Raw genomic sequence first — 573 nt, forward strand, 5'->3', positions numbered from 1 at the left:
TGATCTGCTTGGGGTTTCCGGGCCAAATCTAGAGCGAGTTTTCCGGCGTTTCGGGCACTGCAGAACCCGATGAAGGCGCCAGCTGACGAGCGAATTCGGCTGGCGCCAATTCTTTGAGAGCCGAGTGAGGACGGCTCTCGTTGTAATCCCGGCGCCATGCCTCGACGATCGCTTTGGCTTCGCCCAGTGTTTCGAACCAATGTAGGTTCAAGCACTCGTCACGGAATGATCCGTTAAACGTCTCAATGTGGCAATTGTCCGTCGGCTTGCCGGGCCTGCTGAAGTCGATTTTTGCGCGGTAGTGATACGCCCACATGTCGAGCGGGCGCCCGGAAAATTCGCTGCCGTTGTCGACAAACAGATGCCGCGGAGCACCGCGCCGAGCTGCGATTCGATTCAGTGCAGACACCACGTGTTCGCCTTTCAAGCGTTGCCCGACTTCGATGGCCAACGCTTCCTTCGTGAAGACATCCACAATCGTCAAGGTGCGAAATTTCGAGCCATCAGCCAACTGGTCGGCCACAAAATCCATACTCCAAGCGTCATTTGGTTTTGCCGGCACGATCTTCGCCA

The 573-nt window shown here is 56.5% G+C and carries 1 protein-coding gene; it reads right to left on the bottom strand.

What is annotated here, in order from left to right; genetic code table 11:
• Nucleotides 1–28: 28 nt before the first annotated feature.
• Nucleotides 29–573 (bottom strand): integrase core domain-containing protein (locus ACNQQL_RS36050; RefSeq protein ID WP_347069711.1); only part of this gene is annotated, 545 nt, incomplete at its 5' end.

The organism is Burkholderia sp. LFS061 (assembly GCF_047978125.1).
In the GTDB taxonomy this organism is placed as follows: domain Bacteria; phylum Pseudomonadota; class Gammaproteobacteria; order Burkholderiales; family Burkholderiaceae; genus Burkholderia; species Burkholderia pyrrocinia_C.